Genomic DNA, 20,766 nt, shown 5'->3' on the forward strand with positions numbered 1-20,766 from the left:
TCGGGGTGAGGGTCATTTACCCTACAGAGTTAAACAATAACGCAAGCCGTGCAGCGTTTGTTGGGTGTTGTGAATTGCGAGCAGCAAAACACCAAAATCCGGTTTGATGATGCGTCAGGGAATTGCGAACGCTTTCCATCGGAATAAATCCGAACTCTGTGATTTCTCTGTCCCCTGAGGATATGTCGGCGATTTCCATAAAAGACCGGGCATCCTGCTCCAGTCGGCAGACAATAAGCAATACCCGATTTGCCGCCGACCATTCGATACCAAAACTCGCCGCAAGTGGCGTGACTAGAGACAAATCCAACTGAACCCCAAATTCCTCAAAAATTCCCCTCAAAAGACAGGTCTGCACGCCCCGGCCGCCATCAAGGTCTTCCTTCCGCATCTGCTCTTCAAAAGATATGCTCCATGCACCAGGATAGTACGCACTACCCAACGAGCGGCGAGCCTGTAGAAGCTGATTATCTTTTGTAACAAGCAAGGCGTGGACACAACCTATTGATGGCAAGGGAGATTCACTCTCAAACGATTCATAAAGTGACATTATCGCTTCGAGATGGGCAGCAAAATCAGGGGATTCCTTCCAGTCGTGACTTGGCGGACGCATGATTGGCGCTATGCCATGCTCCCTGCATATTCCATCAAAAAAGGCTTGCCGCTCATGCAGTGCTAAGTGGAGGCGGCGCGGCGTGGCCCAGGTAGAGCCACTGCACAGGATGGTGTCAACCTGACCTGCCACAAATGACAGCTTTTGTTCAAGTTCCGCTCCAACATCACGAGTCCGTTCGGCAGCTGTTAACCATTCGGGCAAGGAAGCAGCGGGCTGATCAAGAATCAGCTCCGGCAAAACCTTATACCGCCGTAACTCCACATACTCGGAGGTAACTATCGAGCGGTCGACACCGCTCCCTTCAACAATCTTGCCAAGTTCCACAAGGCGCTGCTGCCCTGCATTGCCAATACGGGTTGCTAGCGCTCGTCTTAAAGCCAATTGAAAACACTTTGCCCGTTGACTATCTGTAGAAACAGCATTCATCTGCCGCTCAAGCGCTGCGATCAGAGCCGTTTCACTAACGTCGTCCGTCTCAAAAGTAAGGGCATACAGGAGCGCGGCACGGGCACGACTGTTGTCCAGTATTCCCAAAATTTCATATGCTTTTTGATGAATACGCCCATGTTGATGCCAAAGTGATCTGGCCACCAGCATCGTGACAAGCGGCAGGGACTGAAGCTGCCGCTGCATACCAACAATCGCAAGATAGCGCTCGACAATGGTCCAATCCGAGGCTCGTCCAAGAGAAAACCTGTCACAAAGAGCCAGCCCTTCTTCCAGTTCCTCAACAGTAAACGCTCCATCCGTTGAGGGAGCAATACGCTGCTGCATATCAATTCCCAAAAGACGCTCGACCTCACCGATGGCATGACGCACTGTACGTAACAATACATGAGACGGTGGATGCAGCTCTTCAACCGGTTTCAACAGTTTTTGCAAGGCAACATATGCTCGTTGCTCAAAATCCCTGTCCTCAAGAGCTGCTTCAACAATGGCAGAGGACAGATATTGCGCGATTCCAGGATCATCTTTTACAAGCTGCGCGTCATCTGCAAAGAATTCAAGAGCATTCTCAACTTCCTGCGGACGGTTGATTTTAGGAAGTGCCTCAATCAACCTGGCGCGCAAACTCACAGAGGAGATATAGCGCCGCAATGCACTAAGTATACAACCATCCTCGTCATCCATAGAAAACGATGCAGCACCACCAAACATGGCAGCGACAGAACTTAAAGCCAGCTGTGTGAGCTTGGGCGGGTGCAGACTGCTCAATTTCTCGCCATTGCTGGCGGGCAACCTGTTCCCCAGATACTCTCCATTGAGCACATTACGGATTTGACCAAGAAATACCTTCAATCGTGCCGTGATAACATATCCAGCGTTCCAGCTTTCCGAATGGCGCGTCATCTTATTATCTACCACAAATAGAAATTGTTCAAAATAACGATCTATGGTTGATACAGCATTTCTGTCATGCGCCATTTGCATCACAGTTTCAAACAGCACCCTGCCAAAACCTTTAACAAGCAACATAAGAGTTGAATTTAACACATCTACATTGCTACACATTTCACTTGTCACTGCAATATTATGACTATCAATAATATCATGACGTAGCCTGATCAAACCATCCTCTTCAACAACATAATTGGCATTATCAATAAGGACATTCAACAAATCAGAGTGCCCGTCTATTTTTTCTCTGGGCACATAAAAACATCCGCGCTCTATCTGGCACCTAGACAGATCTTTCATTATTCTTTCATTTGCTTCACCCTTCAGTCTGCGTTCAACATTTGTCAAACCTTCATTCGGTTCCAGGCAGTATTTACGCATTCTGTCGAGCAAAGCCGTTTCGGTATCAGGAAGGGAGGAGGTTTTGCCCTGTTCTTGCGCAGCAAGATACAGGCATATGTCTAGGAATACCGGGTTACGCAGAAAAGGCCGAGATACCAGATCACTCCCTTTAATATCAAGGACATCTGCCACAATTTTGCTTTTAAGATCCGTGAGTTCTATAATTCTGGCATCAGCCGGTGTTTCACTCGTGTCGGTGGGGGCAAATGCAGAACGAGCTGCCGACCAGGCACCAGGACGGGACGTAAGGACAAGTTTGCAGGTGCCAAGAAGCCGCCGTAGTTTTTGCGCAGTTTCCTTGGGGTCGTCGGCATGTTCCAAACTGTCCGTGACAAAACAGATGATATCCTTGAACCAATGCAGGCCCTCCTCTGCCAATGATATAACCTTGTCTTTTGATACCCAGTTCAACCCCAGACGCCTTTTGAGCGCCGAATCGATATCAAGAATATCCTCATCCGTAAGTAAAATTGGGAAAAAACACTTTGAATCTGGCAGATCAAGTGCTTCAACAAGAGCTCGCGCCACCGCGGTCGTTTTCCCTGTTCCGCCCGGCCCCACAAAGGCAACTGATCTCAATTCCGGTTTCGAAACAAGATCGCTGACCGCCTTGCTTATTTCGTCCCTGTCAAACCGCTGTTTAGGAACGAGCTGGCGCCCAACAATACGCTTAGCCCAAGCAAGGGTGCGCTCGCGCTCTTTTACGAGGCGTCTGATAAAATAGGCGCGAACGCTCTTCACGATGGAGGCACAACAGCTATCAAGGACAGTTTCAATATATTCCCTGTCCTTGTCGTAGCTTGTGATCGATTTGAATATTTCCGGCTGATGAAGTTGGGTGGCGATGGTTTCAGGATCGCGCCCACCTGAATGACCAGTATTCCGTATAACAAGACGACGCTCTAGCTCCTTCCACCCCTCCTCGCCAAAACGCAGCAGGACTATCGGCACGTCGGTAATGCCTCTCTGGGGATAGAGGGCATCAAATATTTCCTCTACCACAATATCCGGATCACGGGGCTGACTGGCGGATGCTGTGGCGATGACAACAACTGTTGGCCCAAGATTGGGTGCCACATCGCTGTCAACCGCCTGATAGAGTTGCTCCTTCCACATTTCTCGCCAGGGGTAACCAGGCCGGTGGCAATCTTCATCCAGAAACACCTTGAGATTGAAGGAAGTTTCCAGTCGAGTTTTTACGGCCTGTGCAAGGCCCGTATCAATACGCCTGTAGCATATCAGCACATGACACTTTTCTTGTTCGTCAAATGGCATGGAATCGGCCCCTCTGTGACATCTACTATTGCGCTTTTTCGATGTTGTAATGATAAATTGGCTTATTATTGGGCGGACTTTCCGTGACCAGACAAACGGGGATACCCAGGGATTGCGCTTTCATCACGGTGTCGCCGGTACCGCCTAGCTGATCGCACCCCACGCCATCCCACAAGGCAACAAGTATAGTTGCCTGATCAAGCAGCATGCGGGCCTGCGCCTGATGGCCAGTTTCATCTTCTGCGGGCTGGGCCAGTACGAGATTCCCAGCATGCTGCTGCAGATCTGTCTGGTCAAAAATTTCCGCACTGCTGTTGACCTTCGGATCCTCAGTGGCAAAATCTGTTCCTAGAGGTCCTGCGCCAAAAGGAAAAACCAGCTGAGGTTTAGGCAAACCAAGTCCGTTCCAGCAAGCAACCGCCATTCTGTCTGCACCGGGCGCATAACCGACTACCAAGCGACAGCAGTTATTTTCGAACACTGCTCGAATAAACACAGCCTGTATTTCACGCTTTAGGTCAGTAATGCTGCCCAGACGAGTCAGGTCCCGATGCCCAGCAAAGGCGACGGCTGGCCCTTCACCTCTCTTCCAGCTCCAGGTTGTTGAGATTTCCACCAACATTTTACGGTCAAAATCGAACAAGGCCTTGACCATCCGCAACAAAGTCGGCTTGGGAGGTTCCCAAAAGACAATACGTAGCCGACAAAGATTCTTTGTTCTGTCAAAGATTTGCCGCAATTGAGTCTTGATTACTGAAGCGGTGGCATCCTTAATATTCAGAAACTTATTGCCAAATCCTACAATAACCTCGGTGGTGGACTCCGTTACGGGGAGGGACTCAATAATTGTCGGGCCATCGCCCTGCTCCCCGGCTGCAAGCCATATGTATGCGCACTTGTACGCACCTGCCGAGGGGACAGCGTCTGGGAGTTGCGGTTCTTTTCCACCAGCGATGAGAGCCCGCAAAAAAATGGAATCGTAGTTTTGAATGTGTTCGTCGAGATTATTCCACTCTGTAATACAGGGATGGATCCGTCTCTGATTGTCTCTGAGCGATGCATCATACCGACCAGCCGAAAACCAACCGTCAAGTGCCCGGTCTGTCATCCAGCGGTCATGCTCGACAATGGCTGCCTGAATAACGCGCTGTTCCAAAGATTGTGCGTTATTCATGAATGCCTCAGGGTCAACGACCGGCAGAAGTTTACTCTTACGCCGCCACTGTACCCCCAAATCCTCAAGTTTTTGCTCCGCGTGACGGATCAGCCGACGGTTGGAAACGCGATAAGTTTCGTCAAAGGTGTTCCACTCCCCTTCGTTAAAGGAGAATTTTGGGTCATCAGGGTGCATAATCTGGCCAGCAATACGGTATCTCTTATGCATAGTACGCGCAAACAAATCGGGATCGTCTTCAAACGCCGTGCCGTAGGCGACGATCCTTTCAAGTGAACCAAAGGACCGGATCATGCCGACAGGATCAAAACCGGGGTCTGCCTCATTACCCAGGTTGCCGTTCCAAATACGCACAAAAATAGGGGCTGCATCGACCCTTCGCAGTTGCATGGCTGTTTCTAACGCTAGTGCCGCCTTAACGTTGACGGTATCGTCGCTAGTGGTGATAACATAGGCAGTGACGGGTGTTTTTTGCACTTCGGCCATGCAGGGATCAGACGCATAATCAGCACATTTTATATCCATGGTATGAAAATAAACTTGCGGTGCGGAATTTTCGGGCAGAGCCCCTGTGTTGCCTGCATCCAACAACAATGCAGGGGCAAGACGGATAAATCGACTGCGAATTTCATCGCCCTTGCAATCGCAGATGTCTATCACCGGGGGTTTAAGGCCAACACGCCATGCAGTCAGCAAAAATTCTACTGCGATGGCTTCCCCCTGAGCACCATAACCAAACAACACAAGATGGGCGTTTTCCTGTTTTGCATCCAGCGCCGCGCGATCAAAGCGTGCCGTCTGGCAAAGCTCCTCGGCAACCATCTGCGGCAATGCAAAGGCAGATATTTCTTTCCATGTCCCCGTGCATGAGGTGCTTTCGTCCGATATCTCACGCACGATCTCAGGGTCGCGGAGCAAAACTCGGATATCAGGCCCCGCCCCAGTCTTGGCCATATGTGTTCTGACATGCGCCTGCACAGCACGGGCGGCATCCAGACTCTCCATATCATTAGAAAACGCAATAAACACGCGGTGGGCATGACTCAGGCCGATCTTCACCATCAATTCATCAGAAGTGCCATTACCTTCAATTAAAAGGATATGGTCTGTACGCGCCTGATTGGCCCGTTGTGCATCTACCGTGCGGTCAACCGCTGTGACAGCATGCGCATATCTACGCGCAACAGCCTGGCCGACTGGCCCGTAGCCAAAAACAATTACGCGCTTTGAAGAGTAAAAAAACCTTTGCCAACAAAGATGAACGAACTGCCGCAAAGGATGGCTCAAGGACCACAGCACGGCAGAGGCTCCAAAGATAGGGGCGGCAAAACGGGTTACTTGAAGCAGCCAGTGAACCCGACATTTTGATTCAAGTTCAAAATTGAGAACAAACATCTGAAGCGACCGGTATCCAGCATCAAACAACAGATCGGCCAAGCTCGACCATGTGTCGGGTAAGCTTTCCAACCTATTCTCGGACATAAGAAAGCCCACCATGCCTGCAAACCAGATAGTGACAAAAAAGATGGTTATAGCTATCGCCCGTGATTTTCTGGTCATCCAATCCCCCAATAGGCAGTATTGACAGCCTTTCTGGCTTATTGCACCGTTATAAACTTGAGTTGAGGCACAGATATCTCGTCTACGCGACATAACTCCATCCAGAGTCGCCAGACAGATGCCGCTATCCTCCCAAGATAAGCCATGTCGTTGCGCATTCGGCGTATTTGAGGCAACAGATTGCTTTTGGCAGGCAGCACCTGAGCTATCTCGCAAGCCTGCCAAGCAAATAAAATCATTGAATTAAACCTGTTGAAAACCACCTACTCTACATTTTATATTGGCAACGATATAAAATACAATAATTACTTATCATAGAGTGAAGGCGTCCCCCATGTTCGTGCTGCCACAGGGGTGCGCGACTCTGGTTGCCAGAATATTTCCGCAGACCGTGTAGGAAGCGTCAGAACGCAAAATGGCGTTGACCAACCTCGCTTTCTTACCAAGCCCAACGCTAGTGGCAACTTTTTAGGGTTCTTACCTCCCACCACTAACGGAGCTTGCCCCAAAGCTAGTATCTGATAGAGACATGAAAGGCATGAGCGGGGTCAAAAATATTCGCTCAAGAACAAATCATTTTCAAGTTTCACGAAATTGAAACTCTCGTGGGCCAACCGATAGCATTTCCCAAACCTTCAGTAAAATTACTATTATCGAACAAGCGTATATCAATGTTATAAAGGACATGAACAGAGAACATGATTGCTAAGCTGACCCTCACCCCGAAACAGGGAAGCCGTGCATCACATTCAGGCTGCGCTTGGTTACTCAGAGCGGCGGGATTGCCGAGTGATTCAGTTTAATCGCTGTTCAGCCAGACGGGCACCATCTGAAGACCGAGATCTTCTTTTACGGACTTGAGTGCTGGAACTGGCAAATGACCGGCGGCCTTTCGGTTCTCCGCGATTGCATGAATTATTACGCCGAAAATATCTGGTGCAGAACCACAAGCCGACAGAAAGGATTTACCAGAAAGAAAAACTTTCGTTGCGTACCCATAAACGCGTGAAGAGTCCCAGCTTTGCCCGTATTGCTTAGGCTGGCCCTGATGGCCCAGATGAACAGGCGATGGATTTTGTAAGCGATGACCTTATGGGTGGGCGACGCATCCGAATTTTGACAATTGCCGATCTATAGGATGGCTCAAGTCTGACTCACGAAGTGGATATGTCGTTGCCTGGAGTTCAAGTTGTACGCGCTCTTGAAAGACTACGCCTTCAAAGTCAGTTGCCGTAGCGTACCAAGGTTGATAACGGCCCAGAATTGAGCGGTAACGCCATGAATACATGGGCTTTTAAGCACGGCATGCAGATAAAGCGCACTCGTCCGGGGAAGCCCACAGATAATGGGCACATTGAAAGCTTTAATGGAAAATTCCGGGATGAGTACTTAAAACAGAACGTATTTCTGTCCCTGCACAATGCCCGCAGAACAGTCGAAGCTTGGCGGCAGGATTATAGCCAGCGGCGGCCGCACTGCTCCTTGGGCTGGCTGACACCGGAAGGATTTCGCGAAAAGAATATAACCTGCAACCCATTGGAAACCAGTGACTTACAAGTAGCATACGCAGTGGGGTAAGGTCATTGTTCTCTAAAAAAACCATAAATAATTATTAAATGCATCAATTATTGTGTTCGAGAATAAATTTGGAACAAATTTCAGCAGATTCTTGCACTGTTAGCCTATGCGTATTTACTTTGAGAGAGTAATTAGTGGGGACTTCGTAGCGATCATCAATGCCTGTATAATTCTTCAACTCACCTCGAGATACTTTTTTGTAGTTCCCTTTTGGATCCCTTCTTTGGCATTCCCTCAAAGGACATTCGACATAAATAATTTCAAGTGAATCACCCAAAATGTGTTGTAACAGACGTCGCCCTTTATCATAAGGTGCAATCAACGCGAGCAATACCGTGATTCCTTGCTGGAGTGCAATTTTTGCGACTTCTCCGCAACGCCGAATATTCTCTAACCTGTCAGCTTCAGAAAAACCCAAATCTTTATTCAAAGACGAACGTATTTCATCGCCGTCAAGAACTAAAATGGGGGGAAAATGGCTATTTTTTTTAAAAATCTCCAGTGCCAATGTAGTCTTTCCAGAGCCAGAAAGGCCAGTTAGCAGATATGCTTTAGCCATTTACTATTCCTGATTAAGTAATACTGTTAGTTTGAACCAACAAGTTCCGCACTGCAAGGGAGCGGAAAGTCACCTTCCAGTGGCATGTCCGGCAGATTCAATATCTGTTGGGCTACAGCGGGCATAATCGTGTCCGGCCATGGAATAATATCGTAAATTTCTCCAACTGCTGCTACTGGATATGTAGAAATATTTCCGCTGTCAGCAAGATGAAAAAGAACCATTCCTCCCCCACCGTCCTGCTGGCTGTGGCGGCGTGAGCTGCCTCCCAATATCCAGCCGTCTCTCACCCGCAAGCAACCTCTCAAAAAATGAGATGCTGTGACGTGCCAGCTTTCTGCTAGTTGCAAAACTCCGTTTTCTGCCTCACTCAATCTATAGAACATCCCTGTTGACGATGAGCAGCAGTAGATATCCCCATTGTGCTGTGCAAGAGAATGGGGGCAATTCAGCCCAGAGCCTACAACTTTAGTGATGGTCTGCCTGTTGTGACGGCGCATGTAAAAAAGCACACCCAGACCTTCACTTTGCCAAGTAGGACAAGTCTTTTTCCATATATTAAAGGGCTGATGAGAAAATGCAGAAGCCAACAGTCCGTCTTTCCACTCAATCATATCGTTAAGATGGATAGCATCCTGCACACGCGAACTCCAGCACTCCAACGGATCATAACTCATGATCAGCCTATCATCTGCATAGATGAGAACGCGTGAGTTGCCTGTATCTGCGACTCCAATTCCATTTTGACCAAAAGATTTTATGCTGTGTGCATAATTATCGTGAGGCCCAGGTAAACTAACCTCACGCAAGCCATTTTCCCCTATAGATTTTATGCTGTTGTCTGTAGCAATCCAGAGCCCATCCTGAGCGGCGTGGATCCCACAAACACGCATCCGATTGCCCGGGCAATACCAGAAAGGAGTTTTATTCTCGAGATCAAACCCTACAAGTGATACGCTGCTATTAACGCATCCTAGCAATATTTTCATTTAGCCTCCCGGAGTAGAGCGGACGAAAAAATAATTCATGCAAACTTTAGCAAAAGAGATTTTGCAGTTGAGTGCCCCAGAATACTTAGTGAATTTTTTAGGCAAATCTTCAACGACTTGAAACGTACACATTTTTTGTACCAGTTGGAAGTTTATAATCACGTCTCGATTCTACTGCAAGATTGTTAGAAATGGCCTCACCTCTGGACCAGTCACCGGCAAAACTCGAGTGGATAGATTGACTATGCCGCCTCTCAGGGTAAGCCAGATGCATCCTCTCTGATTGAACTGCCGATATTTCTCCATCAGCTTTCTTCCGCAAAGGTCTTGTGTGGACACACCAGTCAGGCCAGCAGCTCGCAACCTGCGACCGCAATCACGTCCTTTTTTTCCGCAAATATTGCAGCCAGCAACGCTGACGGTCTTTGGCTCCCAGCTACCTCCCCCCACCGCTATTTCATTGTCATCCCTGCGTTGACGCGAATTGTCGAGCTTTTTTCAGACTGGCATTGACATTCTTTTTCAATTTAATTAATTGAAGTTAACAGAATTAGTTTAGACTAACTTTTATTTGCAATCGAGGAACGTAGATGCAGCCCCAGCCTAACCAGAAAATTTACGAAATGCCCGATCCGGGCAAGGTATCGGCGGCGTCAGGGCGCGCGCCCAAAGACCTCTCCGCTTTTTTTGCCAAAGAAGGCGTATGCGCCCTCTCGCACGCCTTTGACGCCAAAATCGCCATGCACCCCGGAACTGGCGGCAGCATGATTGAGCCGGAAAGCATGCAGAGTCATATGGATCTGCTTTTGGCCTCGCCCCTCAAGGGCAAAACAGTGGCCTACATCCATGTGCCCTTTTGCCAGACGCACTGCCTGTACTGTGGCTTTTACAACAAGGCCTATCACGAAAGTGACAGCCGCCTGTATGCCGATGCCCTGCTGGCGGAGCTGCAAATGTGGCGAGAGCGCAAGGCCGTACAGAGCACGCCAGTTCACGCCGTGTATTTTGGCGGCGGCACCCCCACCGCCCTTGAAGCGGAAGACCTTAAGCGCATTCTTGAAGGAGTGCGCGAGGCGTTGCCGCTGGCCAACGACTGCGAAATCACGGTTGAAGGCAGGCTCACCAATTTCGGGCCTCGCAAAATGGAAGCCTGCCTTGAAGGCGGCGCAAACCGCTTTTCGCTGGGCGTGCAGAGCTTCCATACCTCCATCCGGCAGTCCATGGGGCGGCTGGGATCGCGCGAAGACATGGAGCGCGGCCTTGAGCAGCTTTTGAGCTACGATCAGGCCGCCGTCATTGTTGACCTTATTTACGGTTTCCCCAATCAGACTCTGGAACTCTGGCGCGAAGACATTGCCGTTGCGCAATCTCTCAACCTTGACGGGGCGGACTGCTACCAGCTCAACGTATACCGCCAGACCCCGCTCGGGCGCGGCATAGAACAGGGCAAAATCGCCCCCACGGCGGATATTCCCCTTCAGTCGGCCATGTACGCAGCAGCGGTGGAAGAAATGGAAGGGGCCTTCTACCGCCGTCTTTCCCTCAGCCATTGGGCGCGTACCTCGCGCGAGCGCAACCTTTACAATCTGTACGTCAAGGCTTCGGCCAACTGCCTTGCTTTCGGCCCCGGTGCCGGGGGCAATCTGGGTGGGCACTTTTACATGAATAACAGCAACTACGCAGAATGGCAGCAGGATGTTCGTGACGGACGCAAACCCTTGGCCTTTGTGCAAAGCCCCCAGCGCCACTACTTCCTCTACAGGTCGGTTGCCGAGTGTATGGAGCAGGGCTGGATGGATGTAAAAGGCCTTGAGCGTCGTTTTGCCCTGCCTCTTGGTCAAATATGGGAGCCAGTGCTTGCCCAGTGGCAACGCGCCCAACTGCTTGAATGGCATGATGGCCGGGTGGTGCTCACCCTGGCCGGACAATTCTGGCAGGTAAACCTCACACAACTTTTACTCAATTTTCTCAAGGCGATGCTGGAGGAAAAGAATGTCGCTGCTGCGTAAACTCAACGCCCAGGCCCTGCCCTTGGGCCTTGCCGGGCTGCTGCTCTGGGGAGCACCGGCCACGGCACAGACCCTTGAGACGGAAACCGTCAAGGTTTCTGCCTCAAGAGTGGAAAAGGAACTGCTCGACGTGCCCATGTCGGTCAGCGTTGTCACCAAGGAACAGATCAAGGAATCAACAGCGACAACTGTCGGCGGCCTTCTGGAAGACGTGCCCGGCGTGCAGGTCGTCAATTCGGGCGCGCAGGGGCTGAAGCGCATATCCCTGCGCGGTGAAAACCCCACCCGCGTGCTTATTCTCATCGATGGGCAAAAAATTGCCGAAAACAAGTCCATGGACGGCACGCCCCTGCTCGTTGACCCGGCGATCATTGAGCGCATTGAGGTCATCAAGGGGCCAGCTTCGGTGCTCTACGGCTCCGAAGCGCTGGGTGGCGTTGTAAACATCATCACCAAGAAGGGCGGCACCAAGCCCATACAAGGGCAGATAACCAGCAGCTACAACGGCTCGACCAAGGGCTTTGACGAGAGCCTGTCCATCTACGGCGCGTACAAGGGGTTCAAATACCGCGCCACGGGGTTCAACACCTATCAGCACAACCTTTCCACGCCTGAAGGCGAGGCCCCGCATTCAAAATTCAAGGAGCAGTCAGGTTCCGCATTCCTGAGCTACGACTTCAGCGACAAATTCACCATGGGCGGATCCTACGAGCAGTTTTACAGCGATGTCATGGCCGGAACCACGGAAGACAATTCGTTCTACGTTGATATCTCCCCCTGGGAGCGCAAAAAAGCCGCCGTCTTCATGGAGGCCAGGAACCTCACGTCCTTCCTGCCCAAGCTCCGGCTGGACGCCTTTTGGCAAGACACCCACAAAAAGATGCTCAACCATGTGGAGGCCAAGTCCGGCACGACCTCCGTGCTGATGAACAACTACGCGGACAACACCAACGAGCAATGGGGCGCGAGCATGCAGAGCGACTGGGCTCTGGGCGAAAGCAACTACCTCATTGCCGGCTATGAATTCAACCGCGACGGGCTGGATGCCGACACCAATACCTATTCCAACATGTCCATTCCCATAAACGCCTTCATGACCAGAAAAATCAATTCCCTCACGCACTACAAGTATGAAGGCTACATGGACACGCATGCCGTGTACGGCCTCATGGAGACCAAGCTGCCGTGGGACTTCACCCTCAACTACGGCGTGCGCCAAACCTGGGTGCGCTCAACCATGAACACAGCGCGCGGCGACAAAACCACCACATCCCAGATGATGGGGCCGCCTACCACCGCGTATTCCAATCCCAGTGCTGGCGGCGAGGGCAGCTCATGGGAATCGCAGCCGGTATTCAACCTTTCGCTCATGTGGCAGGGCATTGACGACATGACCTTGCGGGCCGGTTTTTCGCAGGGGTTCAGGGTGCCCAACCTGCAGGAGAAATATATCATCTCCAGCATGGGCGGCGGCACGGTTGAACCCAACGCATCGCTCAAACCCGAGCACTCCAACAATTGGGAAGTGGGCGCTCGCTACGCGGCTCACGGGCTGGCCCTTGATGCGTCGCTTTTCTACACCGTGGCTACGGACTACATTGCCACCGAACAGATCGGCAACAATACCTACCGCTACCGCAACGTCAGCACGGCCAAAACCCACGGCATGGAACTGAGCGGCAGCTATGACCTGCCCTTCGGCTTCACCCCCTACGTTTCCGCCACATGGATGAAACGCCAGTATGACAACGGCGACTACACCACGTGGAAAACCGGCGTGCCGGAATGGACAGGCCGGGCAGGCGTGCGCTCGCTCCACTCCGTCACCGACGACGTGGACATCATCGGCGATGTTTACGCCCGCTTTGCCAGCCAGACCCAGACCGAAAGCGGCTCCAGCCGTATTGAATACAAAAACGATGCGTGGACAACGGCCAACGCCATGCTGGGCGTAAAATTCGGCAAAGAAAAGCAGTACATGGTTGTGGGCGAAGTGCTTAACATTTTTAACCAAAAATACAGTCTTGAACCCAATGCCGCCATTTACGAACCAGGGGTTCACGCCAACATCAAGGTGAGTGTGGAATTTTAAATCAGGTATCTGCCCTTGTATTGATATTGAATTTCGTATTCATTTTCTATACAAGGGCAGATATTGGAGTTACATCATGAGTGAACTGGTCCATCGATACTGGAGTGCCCACGAGCTCGTTGTCATTGGGGTTTTTGCAGCTGCGGCCAAGGTTTCCACGCTGCTGGTAGCTCTGGCCGGGGGTGGCATGAATCCGGTTTCGCTGCTGCTGAAAAACCTGATCTACACGACCCTGCTGGTGGTAATGCTCTACAGGGTGCGCAAGGCAGGAACCTTGCTGCTGTTCTCTCTGGTGAGCATGCTCGTGAGCGCCCTGCTGCTGGGGGCCAGCATCACCCTGCTGCCCGCGATCTTGCTGGGCGCTCTCATGGCCGAGGCCATTGTCGCCCTTTGCGGCGGTTACGGCCGGGCATGGGGGCCGGTGCTGGCGGTGGGCATGTTCGACATTGCGAGCAGGGTCTGTTCGCTGGGGATTTCCTGGTTGTTCATGCGTGAAAACCCTTCCCTGCTCATGGCGGCGGTGCCGGTGGTCATACTGGGTTATCTGGGGGCGGCGGCGGGCCTGTTTACCGGGTACAACGCTGTAAAGGAGCTGCGCCATGCGGGCATTGTTCGACAGTAACGCGGCAGACCCCGCAGGCTGGCTGCCCAAGGTGGACGCGCGCGCAAAGCTGGCCCTGAGCGTGGTGGCGGCAATCGGCTCCCTGGTTGTTTCAAACATTCAGGGGCAGTTGCTGCTCTGCGGATTTTCCATGTGCTACGCGCTTTCTCTGCGCAGGCCCAAGGCGCTGCTCTGGGCATATGCTTTCTTTACCCTCATGTGCGGCATGGCAATGGGCTGCATGTGGATCATGGGGCAGTTCATGCCGTCGCTCAACAAAGCCGGATTTACAGGGCTTGTTGTTCCCTTTTTGCGCATGCTCACCATGCTGCACGTGGTTTTGCCCATGGCGCTCTCCACCCGTGTGCAGGATCTGCTCAACGCCTTGCGCGGCATGCGGCTGCCATTCTGCATCTATCTGCCCGCGGCGGTTGTGGTGCGCTTTATCCCCACCTTTCTGGCCGATGTGCAGCAGGTCACGGAATCGCTGCGGCTTCGGGGCTACAGACTTTCACCATGGGGTATTACCCGCCATCCGGTGCAGAGCATGCGCTTGCTGTTCACTCCCCTGCTGTTCCGCTCGCTGCGCACATCAGAAGACCTTGGCATCGCGGCAGAACTCAAGGGACTGGGCTACGGCAAAACCATGACCCCCTATAAGACCTGCCATTGGGCCCTGCGCGACACCCTGCTGCTGATTGCGGCCTGTGCGGCGCTGGCGGCGGCTCTGGCGCTGCAAATGCATCTGGGCGGAACCAGCCTTGGAGGAATGCGCTGATGCTGCGTTGTGAAAACGTCACCTACACCTATCCGCACCAGCAAAGCCCTGCCGTGCGCGACCTCAGCCTGAGCGTAAAGCCGGGTGAACTTGTGCTCTGCACCGGCGCAAGCGGATGCGGCAAATCCACGCTTATCCGGCTGCTCAACGGCCTGTGCCCCCATTACTTCAGCGGTACGCTGCAAGGCCGGGTGCTGGTCAACGGCTCGCCAACCACGGAGCAGACCCCGCCCCAGCTTGCCCGGCAGGCCGGAACCCTGTTTCAGGATCCAGAGCAGCAGTTTTTTGCCCTCAATGTTGAAGACGAACTCTCGTTTGCCCTGGAATGGCAAGGCCTTGGCATTGAAAGCATGCGTCATGCCGTTGCCGGGGCCGTCAGGCAGTTTGGCCTGGAGGAAATTTGCCGGTCATCCATACATCAGCTCTCTGAAGGCCAAAAGCAGAAGGTCGGCCTTGCCTCCCTGTGGACCCAGCGCCCGCAGGCTCTTGTGCTGGACGAACCCACAGCCAACCTCGATCCGGAATCCACGGCCGAACTGGCCCTCAAGCTGGCCCAGCTCAAGGAGCGCGGCATGGCGATTCTGGTGGTTGACCACAGGCTCTACTGGCTGGCCGATGTGGTGGACAGGGTTGTTGTGATGCGCGAGGGGCGCATTGAGGCGGAGGGGGACTTTGCCATGCTGCACGATGCGGAACTGCGGCGGCGCTTCGGCCTGCGCGAGGCCCGCGTTCCCGATGCGCGCCGCACCCTGCCCGGCTGCACCAGCGCGCACGGGCTGATACAGGCCCGCGACCTCACCTATGCGCACAAGGGACGCAAGCCCCTCTACGAAGGCGTCAATTTTGACCTGCCCGGCGGCGTCACTGCCATCATCGGGCACAATGGCGCGGGCAAAACCACTTTGGCCCGGATTCTTGCTGGCCTCGACCAGCAGCAGAACGGCCAAATCCTCATTCGCGACCAACCGTGCGATGCAAAACAGCGTATGCGCCATAGCGGCCTGGTGTTGCAGAATGCCGATCATCAACTGCACATGCGCACCGTGGAGCAGGAGGTGCAGACCTGTCTGGAACTGGCAGGGCAAAAAGATCCCGACCATGTGCGCATGCTGCTTGAAGAATTCGGCCTGCTAAAACTGGCTGGGCGGCATCCTCAGTCGCTTTCCGGCGGGGAGAAACAGCGTCTGGTCGTTGCCTGCGCTCTGGCAAAACGCCCTTCCCTGCTCATTCTGGACGAACCCACCAGCGGCCTTGACGGGGCCAACATGAACAGGCTTGCAGCCGCCATTGAACGACAGGCCCATCAGGAACGCAGCGTGCTGCTCATCACGCACGATCTGGAGCTGCTGGCGGGCATGGGGCGGCAGGCGCTGCGCTTGCCGCTGGTCAGCCCCCGGCACATCGAAACCCCGCAGACGGAGATTCCCGCCCACGAGCAGAGCGGCAAGATCACGGATATCACCGCCCAACACAAAAACTCCACCGCTCAGGCGGTGTAAAGGAAGCTGCCATGACAACGGCAAACGGCAATACACTGGCAGACAAGGTAGCGGCCCTGCTGACCGAGAAAAAAATGGTCATGCTGGACACGCTGGCGCAGACCTGCGGCGTCAGCGAACTTCAGGCGGCAGAAGCTCTGCCCCAACCCATGCGGGCCTTTGCCGCAGCGGCGGACTTTGACGCCATATGGGCCGACATTACAGCCTGGGAATCCGCCACGTTCATCATGCGCCATGGCGGCAGCGTTGTGGAGATCAAGGGGCAGATTCCTGCGGGCAAGCACGGAGGCGGCTATTTCAACCTTGATCACGGCTGCCCTCTGGGCGGGCACATTTGCAGCAGCAACATTGCCCGCATGGCTTTTTTGTCCCTGCCCTTCATGGGGCTGGAAAGTCACAGCATCCAGTTTTTTGATGCAGCGGGCGCGGTTGTGTTTTCCATCTATGTGGGGCGCGAAAACCGCGCGCTCATCCCCTCGGTCAAAGAACGCTTTCTGGCGCTGCGCGCGGCGCTGGGCAAGGAGAATGTGCAATGAAAACTCTGGTGGTCTACTCCTCCCGCACTGGCAATACGGAAACAGTGGCCCGTGCCGTGGCTGAGGGCCTGCACAACTGCGATATTTACCCTGTAAAGGATGCCCCGAACCCCAGCGGCTATGACTTTGTGGCCGTGGGCTACTGGGTGGACAAAGGTATGCCCGATGCCGATGCCAAACGGTATCTTGAGAGCATCGAAAACAGCACTGTGGCCCTGTTCGGCACCCTTGGGGCCTGGCCGGACTCGGAACACGCCGCAGATTGCAAAAAAAAGGGAGAAGACCTGCTCAACGAGCCGCAACGCGGCAACAGGGTACTTGGATCCTTCCTGTGTCAGGGCCGCGTTGACCCGGCGGTGGTGGCCATGATGCAGAAAATGGCCGACAACGCGCACCCCATGACGGACGAACGCCGCGCCCGCCTTGAAGAAGCCGCCAGGCATCCCGATGAGGAAGACTGCCGACAGGCGCGGGAATACATCACGGCCCTTGCTGCCACGGTATAACAGAACAGGCCCGCCTGCGGCGGTGCCGCAAAGCCCTGCCGCAGGCGACCTTGCCCGCATGGAGGCCAACATCATGAAAAAACTCTCAGTCTTGCCCGGTCGTTGTTCAGGATCAACCATGGCTTCGCTGACGTTGCACGGCGGCCTTATCGCCCTTGCCCTGCTGCTGGGTGGGCAGGCCTCCTTGCCGCAGGAAAAGGTCTATCAGGTGTCGCTTGCGCAGATGGCAGCCAGCGTTCGCCCCGCTGCGGCCCCGGGCCTGCCGGATGGGGGCGCGGCAGCTCCGGCGAGGGCTATCACGCCGCAAGAGGTGATAAAGCCGCAGGAAAAGCAGCTTCAGCCGCCGCAGCCTGTGAACACCATGGCGCAGGCGTCTGAAAAAATTATTTCGCCAGTCAAAAAGAAGACCAGCACGAGCAAGCCCCCGCAACAGGCCATACAGCGGGATGTACAGCGGGCCGCATCGGTCAAACCTGTACATACCACCGCCGTGCAGACGCCGCAGCAAAACGCCGCAGAGGCTGCCCCCGGTGCAGGTGCTGAGGCGCAGGCCAGGGGCGTTGCAGGCGGCAAGGGAACCGCAGGGCATGGAAAAAACGGCGCGGAATCAGGCGGCGCAGCCAGCCCAAGCGTGCTGCACAAATTGCTGGGGGCCATAGAACAGTATAAAAACTACCCCAAGCACGCACGGCGCACCGGAGCCGAGGGCACAGCCATTCTGCTGGTGCAGGTGGGCAACGATGGCAAGGTCACTGGTTCCTCGCTGCACAAGGGCAGCGGCCACGGCGTGCTGGATTCGGCTACGGAGCAGTTGGGTACAAGGCTTGCAGGTCTGGATACCGGAGTTCGCGGCAGCAGCTTTAGCGTGCGGGTGCCGGTGGAATACTCGCTCCACTAGAGCGGGTTGACCGAGAGTGCCCCAGCATGCGCTGATGGTGCGAAAATCCGCCCTGCAGACGCTTGCAGGATGCCTGTACGGCGCACCGATTTTGGGCTGCCGGTCAGTCTTTTACAAACTCTTTGCGATGCACGATTGCTGGCGGAGCCTTGGGGCTTGCCGCATGTTGCTTTGTGGCGTGCTCTTCGCGCAGGGCTTCGGTTTTTTGCTGCCAATGCTCCCACTCGCTCTGTGTATGGTGCATGTACAGCACAAACTGCCGCCAGCGCAGCATCACATCCTCAGGAATGACGTGCTCCAGCTCACAGGCCACGCTTGCGGCTCTTTCCTCTGAAAGTTGCAGTACATTCTGAAAAAAGTCTTTCAGCACCATGTTGCGGTGCGCCAGTTCCTGCCCGGCACGAAGCCCTTTTTCGGTCAGATTTACAAGGCTGTATGGGGCGTAGGTCACGTAGCCGCGCTTTGCCAGCTCGCGCAGGGCGTTGGTTACAGAGGGGCGGGCAACTCCGGCGGCATCGGCAATGTCGCTGGGCCTACAGGCCCCGGCGGCAAATTCCTGCCTGAAAATAATGGCGAGATAATTTTCCAGCGCTGGCGAAAGCTGCTTTTCGTCTTCGGGCATTGGGGGCGGCTCCTTGATATACCTCTGTCTAACATTCTTTGAATGCTGTTAACTTGTAGGGTATATCAAAGAGATCACAGGCTACCAAGCCATTTTTTTTGCCTGTACAGGTATAGCAGACACAGGGTTCCGGTTGCTTCGGCGCAGGCCATGGACACAAAGATGCCAGTGGCCCCACAATGCAACAGATAGGTCAGGGCATAGGCCAGGGGTACGCAGATGCCCCAGCGGGTCAGGGCTGTGATGCGGCTGGTAAGCCGCGTGGCCCCTGCGCCGTCCAGCACTGCCTGCAACAGCATGCCCACTACTTCCAGCGGCAGTTTTGCGCAGGCGACCAGCAGAAAAATCCCCGCCACCGTTACGGCGGCCTGGTCGTGGGTGAACCAGCGCGCAACGGCGTGTCGGCTCAAAAACAGTGCCGCTGCCGCCACAATGGCAATCAGAGCCACCTGCCGGGCATAGTGCAGGGCCATGTCGTAGCATTCAGCCTTGCGCCGTGCGCCCAGCAAATGCCCTGTCATGATGGCAAGGGTCATACCCATCGCCGCCACAGGAAAATACAGCATACTGACAATCCGCATGCCGAGCGTCATGCCCGCCAGTGTTTCCGCAGCATTGCCGGGCATGTTTGCAACACAGGCCAGCAGGGCCATGCTGCCGCTCTGCCCTGCCAGGCTGCCCAAGGCGGCGGGGATGCCAATGCGCCACAACCTCGGCAGTGCGGCCCTGTTCCACCGCCAGCTTGCAAAGGATGACCGGCTGATGATTCCCCGCCGCACCGCCAGAGCAATATTGCAGGCAAAGCCCAGCGCAGACGAGGCAACGGTTGCCCACGCCACCCCTGCATAGCCCAATTGGGGCAGGTCCCAGCGGCCCAGCCCGTAGCCCACGCTGCCCACATAATTGACCAGCGCCACCAGACACAACGTGGCAAAAGGCAGCCATACCATTTTGTGCGCACGGAATGTGGAATTGAGAATTATCATGCTGTAATAAAACGGCAATTGCAGGGCATAGGCTTGGGCAAACAGGGTGGCGGCAGGGGCAAGCTCCGGAGAAGACAAACCATGAAGAGGCACGAGCCGCAGCACCATAAGGGCCAGAGCGGCAACACTGCTTCCGGCAAGCAGCGATATGCAGAGGACCAGCCCGGCATATCGCCGAGCACGCAAAAAAAGCCCAGCCCCCACAGCGCGGCTGACAGTAGCCATACATCCGCTGGCAACCATGGATGTGACAAGCATGAGAAAGGCGAAAACCTGAGAGATGCCGCCAAGCACCGCGAGGATTTGGCCGTCGATCTGCCCGCATACCCAAAGATCGGTCATGGAAACCGCCAGATGGCACAGCATAAGGCCCATCTGAGGAACGGTGAGCTTCAGGACTTCCCACGTTGTGACGGGCAATGATTGCGACATGCCCCGACAGTGGCGCAAAAAGTTATTATAGTCAAATAAAGTTAGGCAAGATTAATTAATTGTGCGCCCCTCTACTTGTTGATTTGTGTGGGATACGAGCGAGTTTCCCATCAAGGGAGCACAGGGAAACTCATGGTATTGGTGCTGGCAGCGACGTGATTTCCAAGCTCATCAAGGCTTTTGCCATCCGCCTGCGCCTCATTGCCCCGGCGGCGTGCTAGCCCCATGCCGCAACATGCCCCTACAACCATGCAAC

Annotated in this window: 15 protein-coding genes; 9 read left to right on the top strand and 6 right to left on the bottom strand. The window is 54.1% G+C overall.

Going from position 1 to position 20,766, the window contains the following annotated elements; translation table 11 throughout:
* Nucleotides 1–16: 16 nt before the first annotated feature.
* Together VEZ52_RS11530 and VEZ52_RS11535 are read right to left on the bottom strand one after the other, a co-directional pair.
* Nucleotides 17–3,691 carry a hypothetical protein gene (locus tag VEZ52_RS11530; protein WP_324836937.1) on the bottom strand — a complete coding sequence of 1,225 codons (3,675 nt, stop codon included), beginning with the start codon at nt 3,689–3,691 and terminating at the stop codon, nt 17–19.
* 25 nt (nt 3,692–3,716) lie between these two features.
* On the bottom strand, nt 3,717–6,425 hold the full coding sequence (locus tag VEZ52_RS11535) for an NAD-binding protein (RefSeq protein WP_324836938.1): 2,709 nt from the start codon (nt 6,423–6,425) through the stop codon (nt 3,717–3,719).
* A 1,305-nt stretch (nt 6,426–7,730) separates the two neighbouring features.
* Between VEZ52_RS11535 and VEZ52_RS14655 the strand changes: the two genes are divergently transcribed.
* A complete protein-coding gene (locus VEZ52_RS14655) occupies nt 7,731–8,003 on the top strand; it encodes an integrase core domain-containing protein (protein WP_414649517.1) in 273 nt (90 codons plus the stop codon).
* A 43-nt stretch (nt 8,004–8,046) separates the two neighbouring features.
* Here VEZ52_RS14655 and cysC read toward each other — a convergent pair whose 3' ends face one another.
* Entirely contained in the window at nt 8,047–8,562 is a 516-nt protein-coding gene (gene cysC / locus VEZ52_RS11540; protein ID WP_324836939.1) for an adenylyl-sulfate kinase, read from the bottom strand.
* A gap of 26 nt (nt 8,563–8,588) precedes the next feature.
* Nucleotides 8,589–9,551, bottom strand: coding sequence for a hypothetical protein (locus VEZ52_RS11545; RefSeq protein WP_324836940.1), 963 nt, complete (start codon nt 9,549–9,551; stop codon nt 8,589–8,591).
* A gap of 590 nt (nt 9,552–10,141) precedes the next feature.
* On the opposite strand from VEZ52_RS11545, the gene hutW reads away from it, so the two are divergent.
* The 8 genes from hutW to VEZ52_RS11585 all read left to right on the top strand — a co-directional run bounded on the left by hutW (nt 10,142) and on the right by VEZ52_RS11585 (nt 18,470).
* Entirely contained in the window at nt 10,142–11,560 is a 1,419-nt protein-coding gene (gene hutW, locus VEZ52_RS11550) for a heme anaerobic degradation radical SAM methyltransferase ChuW/HutW (protein ID WP_324836941.1), read from the top strand.
* On the top strand, nt 11,544–13,652 hold the full coding sequence (locus tag VEZ52_RS11555) for a TonB-dependent receptor (protein WP_324836942.1): 2,109 nt from the start codon (nt 11,544–11,546) through the stop codon (nt 13,650–13,652). The genes hutW and VEZ52_RS11555 overlap by 17 nt, the downstream gene beginning before the upstream one ends.
* A gap of 76 nt (nt 13,653–13,728) precedes the next feature.
* Nucleotides 13,729–14,274, top strand: coding sequence for an MptD family putative ECF transporter S component (locus tag VEZ52_RS11560; protein WP_324836943.1), 546 nt, complete (start codon nt 13,729–13,731; stop codon nt 14,272–14,274).
* Complete coding sequence (locus VEZ52_RS11565) at nt 14,252–15,031, top strand: energy-coupling factor transporter transmembrane component T (protein WP_324836944.1); 780 nt, start codon at nt 14,252–14,254, stop codon at nt 15,029–15,031. Before VEZ52_RS11560 ends, VEZ52_RS11565 begins: the two co-directional genes overlap by 23 nt.
* The gene (locus VEZ52_RS11570; protein WP_324836945.1) at nt 15,031–16,530 is read left to right on the top strand and encodes an ABC transporter ATP-binding protein; all 1,500 of its coding nucleotides are present in this window, start codon (nt 15,031–15,033) and stop codon (nt 16,528–16,530) included. Before VEZ52_RS11565 ends, VEZ52_RS11570 begins: the two co-directional genes overlap by 1 nt.
* 11 nt (nt 16,531–16,541) lie before the next feature.
* Entirely contained in the window at nt 16,542–17,066 is a 525-nt protein-coding gene (hutX, locus tag VEZ52_RS11575) for a heme utilization cystosolic carrier protein HutX (RefSeq protein WP_324836946.1), read from the top strand.
* Nucleotides 17,063–17,572, top strand: a complete 510-nt coding sequence (locus VEZ52_RS11580) for a flavodoxin family protein (RefSeq protein WP_324836947.1) — start codon at nt 17,063–17,065, stop codon at nt 17,570–17,572. Before hutX ends, VEZ52_RS11580 begins: the two co-directional genes overlap by 4 nt.
* A 73-nt stretch (nt 17,573–17,645) precedes the next feature.
* The gene (locus VEZ52_RS11585; protein WP_324836949.1) at nt 17,646–18,470 is read left to right on the top strand and encodes a TonB family protein; all 825 of its coding nucleotides are present in this window, start codon (nt 17,646–17,648) and stop codon (nt 18,468–18,470) included.
* Between the two features lie 103 nt (nt 18,471–18,573).
* Here the strand turns inward: VEZ52_RS11585 and VEZ52_RS11590 are convergent, their stop codons facing one another.
* Nucleotides 18,574–19,092, bottom strand: a complete 519-nt coding sequence (locus VEZ52_RS11590) for a metal-dependent transcriptional regulator (protein WP_324836950.1) — start codon at nt 19,090–19,092, stop codon at nt 18,574–18,576.
* Between the two features lie 74 nt (nt 19,093–19,166).
* On the bottom strand, nt 19,167–20,510 hold the full coding sequence (locus VEZ52_RS11595; protein WP_324836951.1) for an MATE family efflux transporter: 1,344 nt from the start codon (nt 20,508–20,510) through the stop codon (nt 19,167–19,169).
* Nucleotides 20,511–20,766: the final 256 nt, after the last annotated feature.

This window comes from Desulfovibrio sp. (assembly GCF_035644575.1).
GTDB lineage: Bacteria > Desulfobacterota > Desulfovibrionia > Desulfovibrionales > Desulfovibrionaceae > Desulfovibrio.

What these genes read in the sequence shown, in the direction of transcription:
- VEZ52_RS11530 (WP_324836937.1), bottom strand. Translation starts at nt 3,691, where the DNA reads ATGCCATTTGACGAACAAGAAAAGTGTCATGTGCTGATATGCTACAGG.
- VEZ52_RS11535 (WP_324836938.1), bottom strand. Translation starts at nt 6,425, where the DNA reads ATGACCAGAAAATCACGGGCGATAGCTATAACCATCTTTTTTGTCACT.
- VEZ52_RS14655 (WP_414649517.1), top strand. Translation starts at nt 7,731, where the DNA reads ATGCAGATAAAGCGCACTCGTCCGGGGAAGCCCACAGATAATGGGCAC.
- cysC (WP_324836939.1), bottom strand. Translation starts at nt 8,562, where the DNA reads ATGGCTAAAGCATATCTGCTAACTGGCCTTTCTGGCTCTGGAAAGACT.
- VEZ52_RS11545 (WP_324836940.1), bottom strand. Translation starts at nt 9,551, where the DNA reads ATGAAAATATTGCTAGGATGCGTTAATAGCAGCGTATCACTTGTAGGG.
- hutW (WP_324836941.1), top strand. Translation starts at nt 10,142, where the DNA reads ATGCAGCCCCAGCCTAACCAGAAAATTTACGAAATGCCCGATCCGGGC.
- VEZ52_RS11555 (WP_324836942.1), top strand. Translation starts at nt 11,544, where the DNA reads ATGTCGCTGCTGCGTAAACTCAACGCCCAGGCCCTGCCCTTGGGCCTT.
- VEZ52_RS11560 (WP_324836943.1), top strand. Translation starts at nt 13,729, where the DNA reads ATGAGTGAACTGGTCCATCGATACTGGAGTGCCCACGAGCTCGTTGTC.
- VEZ52_RS11565 (WP_324836944.1), top strand. Translation starts at nt 14,252, where the DNA reads ATGCGGGCATTGTTCGACAGTAACGCGGCAGACCCCGCAGGCTGGCTG.
- VEZ52_RS11570 (WP_324836945.1), top strand. Translation starts at nt 15,031, where the DNA reads ATGCTGCGTTGTGAAAACGTCACCTACACCTATCCGCACCAGCAAAGC.
- hutX (WP_324836946.1), top strand. Translation starts at nt 16,542, where the DNA reads ATGACAACGGCAAACGGCAATACACTGGCAGACAAGGTAGCGGCCCTG.
- VEZ52_RS11580 (WP_324836947.1), top strand. Translation starts at nt 17,063, where the DNA reads ATGAAAACTCTGGTGGTCTACTCCTCCCGCACTGGCAATACGGAAACA.
- VEZ52_RS11585 (WP_324836949.1), top strand. Translation starts at nt 17,646, where the DNA reads ATGAAAAAACTCTCAGTCTTGCCCGGTCGTTGTTCAGGATCAACCATG.
- VEZ52_RS11590 (WP_324836950.1), bottom strand. Translation starts at nt 19,092, where the DNA reads ATGCCCGAAGACGAAAAGCAGCTTTCGCCAGCGCTGGAAAATTATCTC.
- VEZ52_RS11595 (WP_324836951.1), bottom strand. Translation starts at nt 20,510, where the DNA reads ATGTCGCAATCATTGCCCGTCACAACGTGGGAAGTCCTGAAGCTCACC.